We start from the raw sequence: 3,560 nt of genomic DNA on the forward strand, positions 1-3,560 counted from the left end.
GCGCTGCGCCCCTTGCAGCCCCAGCGCGGGGGCGATTTATATGATGACAGGCCCTAGCCCTCTTATACAATTGCTCCGGTCTGATTTTTGCTTGAGTTTCCTGGTTTTTACTTCCAAGTTTTAAGAGGAGTTACGGACATTATGAAAAAGCATCTTGGCTATCTGGCGATTTCAACCATCCTGGCAGCCATGCTGGCCGGTTGCGGTAAAAAAGAGGAGGCACCTGTCGCTGCTGCTCCGGCGCCCGCAGCAAGCGCACCCGCCGCTGCCCCCGCCGAAGAAAAGGTGCTCAATGTCTACAACTGGCCTGACTATGTCGCCAAGGACATGATCGCCAACTTCGAAAAAGAAACCGGCATCAAGGTCAACTACCAGACCTTTGAAAACAACGAAGCCCTGCACGCCAAGCTGGTGGCAGGGAACACCGGCTACGACATCGTGGTGCCGGGCGCCGTATTCGCCAAACCACAAATCGACGGCGGCCTGCTTGCCAAGCTCGACAAGTCCAAGGTCGCCAACTACGGCAACCTCGACCCCGCCATCATGGAAAAGCTGGGCACCATCGACCCGGGTAACGCCTATCTCGTCCCCTGGGCCTGGAGCTTCACCACGGTTGGCATCAACAAGGCCAAGGTAACGAAGGCGCTGGGCTCCACCCCCATGCCTGAAAACGCATGGGACCTGGTGTTCAACCCGGTCTACACCGCCAAGCTCAAATCCTGCGGTATTGCCTACCTCGACTCGCCAACCGAAGTGCTGCCGCCCGCCATGCATTACCTGGGCAAAAACGCCTATTCGAACGACCCGGCCGACCACAAGGCTGCGGCCGCAATGCTGGCCAAGGTGCGTCCGCACATCCGCATGTTCTCCAGCACCATGATTGACGACCTGGCCGGCGGCAAGGCCTGCGTGGCACTGGCTTGGGCCGGCGACATCAACATCGCCCGTGCCCGCGCCCTTGAAAACAAGAGCGGCAATGACGTCGAGGCCCTGTTGCCCAGCACCGGCGGCCTGATCTTCTTTGACACGCTGGCCATTCCGAAGGATGCCAAGCACCCGAACAACGCGCTGGCTTTCATCAATTATTCGCTGCGCCCCGAGGTGTCCGCGTCCTTGACCAACGAGCTGGGTTACGCCACCGCCAACAAGGCCAGCCTGGCCAGCGTCAAGCCCGAGATTGCCAAGGACAAGGCGGTATTCCCCGATGCGGACAACCTGAAGAAAATGGTGTCTCCGGCCAGCTTCAGCAACGAAGCGCGTGAATCCATGAGCAACGTGTTCACTGCCTTCAAAAAAGGCAAGTGACGTTTTACTGATCTCTGGCAAGCGCTRATTTCAGTGTGAACCCGGCTGTGCATGCAATGCTTTGTGTGCGCAGCTTTTTTCTTGGTGAGAACCCCTGTTCATGAATCTACCCCTCCCGGCCGGTGACGGATTTTTGCGGACTGAGCAGCTGGTCAAGCGCTTTGATGGTGTGGCGGCGGTGGACGATGTGTCCCTGTCGATTCACAAGGGTGAAATCTTCGCGCTGCTCGGGAGCTCGGGTTGCGGCAAGTCGACCTTGCTGCGCATGCTGGCGGGTTTTGAAAAACCGACCGAAGGCTCGGTGATCCTGGACGGTGTGGACATCGCCTCTTTTCCGCCTTACGAACGGCCCATCAACATGATGTTCCAGTCGTACGCGCTCTTTCCCCATCTGACGGTGTGGGACAACATTGCCTTCGGACTCAAGCGCGAAGGCATGCCCAAGGGTGAGATCGAGGCGCGTGTGCAGGAGATGCTCAAGCTGGTCCAGCTGGAGACCTTTGCCAAACGCAAGCCGCACCAGCTCTCGGGCGGCCAGCAGCAGCGTGTGGCCCTGGCGCGCAGCCTGGCCAAGCGGCCCCAGTTGCTGCTGCTCGATGAGCCGCTGGGCGCGCTCGACAAGAAGCTGCGCGAACGCACCCAGTTCGAACTGGTCAACATTCTTGAATCCGTGGGCGTGACCTGCGTCATGGTGACGCACGACCAGGAAGAAGCCATGGCCATGGCATCCCGCATTGCCGTCATGAGCCACGGCCGTGTCCTGCAGGTCGGCACACCCAAGGAAATCTACGAGCACCCCAACTGCCGGTTTGTGGCCGACTTTATCGGCAACGTCAATATGTTTGAAGGTGAGCTCACGCTGGACGAGGCGGACCGCTGTGAAGTCACGACGGAGCAGGGCGTGGTGAATGTGGGCCACGGCATTAGTGGAACGTTAGGCATGTCGGTGGCCATCGCGGTGCGGCCGGAGAAGATTCACATTGCCAAGACCCGCCCTGAGGTGAACATCAACCTGTTCACTGGCAAGGTGCGGGAGATTGCTTATTTCGGCAGCTACAACACTTTCATTGTGGAAATGCCGGGCGGCCGCAGGGTGAAGATCACCGAGACCAACACCACGCGCCACGAGAGCTCCCTGATCACCTGGGAAGACGCGGTGTTCTTCTGGTGGGACGATTCGGCGCCCGTGGTGTTGACTCAATAAGCTGCTGCTGCGACGCCAAGCTATCTCACTACCGCGATGAAAATTCATTCCTGGCTTCAACTCAACCTGGGGCGACGCTTCGTGATCGGCGTGCCCTATGTCTGGCTGCTGTTGTTCTTTGTGTTGCCTTTCCTGATCCTGCTGCGGATCAGCGTCACGGACATGGGCAACGGTGTGGATCCCTTTGCGCCGCTGATCGAGACGGTGCAGGGGTCCTGGCACGTCATGCTGCGCTACAACAACTATGCGTCCATCTTCATCGACAAAGCGGCCGATACCGCAGGCGGCTTCGGCAACACCATCTACATGGAGGCGTACAAGACTTCGCTGAAGTACGCGGTACTGACGACGCTGTCGTGCCTGCTGATTGGCTATCCGTTTGCGTACTTCATTGCCCGGTCGCGGCCAGCGATCCGGCCGGCCTTGCTGATGCTGGTCATGCYGCCGTTCTGGACGTCCTTCCTGCTGCGCGTGTACGCGTGGAAGGGCATCCTGGCCGACCAGGGCGTGCTCAACAACCTGCTGCTATCCCTGGGCATCATCCAGGAGCCGATGGTGATGCTTTACACGGATGTGTCGATGCTGGTGGGTATGACTTATGTGTACTGCCCCTTCATGATCCTGCCGCTTTACGCCAACCTGGTGAAGATGGACTTTCGTCTGCTGGAGGCTGCCCACGATCTGGGCGCCAGCGCCTGGAAGGCTTTCTGGCTGATCACTGTTCCGCTCAGCAAGTCCGGGATCATCGCCGGCTCGATGCTGGTTTTCATCCCCAGCGTCGGCGAGTTCGTGATTCCGTCGCTGCTGGGGGGCGCTGAAAACATCATGATCGGCCGCGTGGTGTGGGACGAGATGTTCAGCAGCAACAACTGGCCGCGCGCATCCGCGCTGGCCGTGGTGATGATCCTCCTGATCCTGGTGCCGCTGGCTTTTTATTACCGCTCCAGCAGCGACCGTGACGCGCAAGGACGCCACTGAGATGAAAGAAGCCATGAGAACCTTCCTGCGCCTGGCAGAAGGCAACATAGGCCGGATCTGGATGGGGCTGGTG

Annotated in this window: 3 protein-coding genes; all 3 read left to right on the forward strand. The window is 59.2% G+C overall.

What is annotated here, in order from left to right; translation table 11 throughout:
- Positions 1-141: 141 nt before the first annotated feature.
- The 3 genes from AC1D1P_RS17830 to AC1D1P_RS17840 all read left to right on the forward strand — a co-directional run bounded on the left by AC1D1P_RS17830 (position 142) and on the right by AC1D1P_RS17840 (position 3,487).
- Entirely contained in the window at positions 142-1,305 is a 1,164-nt protein-coding gene (locus AC1D1P_RS17830; protein WP_477669063.1) for an extracellular solute-binding protein, read from the forward strand.
- A gap of 100 nt (positions 1,306-1,405) precedes the next feature.
- Entirely contained in the window at positions 1,406-2,509 is a 1,104-nt protein-coding gene (locus AC1D1P_RS17835; protein ID WP_477669064.1) for an ABC transporter ATP-binding protein, read from the forward strand.
- A 36-nt stretch (positions 2,510-2,545) separates the two neighbouring features.
- Positions 2,546-3,487: an ABC transporter permease gene (locus AC1D1P_RS17840; RefSeq protein WP_477673888.1), complete on the forward strand. Its 942-nt coding sequence runs from the start codon at positions 2,546-2,548 to the stop codon at positions 3,485-3,487.
- Positions 3,488-3,560: the final 73 nt, after the last annotated feature.

Source organism: Polaromonas sp. P1_E1_2 (assembly GCF_056406035.1).

Coding starts and splice junctions, on each gene's coding strand:
- AC1D1P_RS17830 (WP_477669063.1), top strand. CDS start 142: ATGAAAAAGCATCTTGGCTATCTGGCGATTTCAACCATCCTGGCAGCC.
- AC1D1P_RS17835 (WP_477669064.1), top strand. CDS start 1,406: ATGAATCTACCCCTCCCGGCCGGTGACGGATTTTTGCGGACTGAGCAG.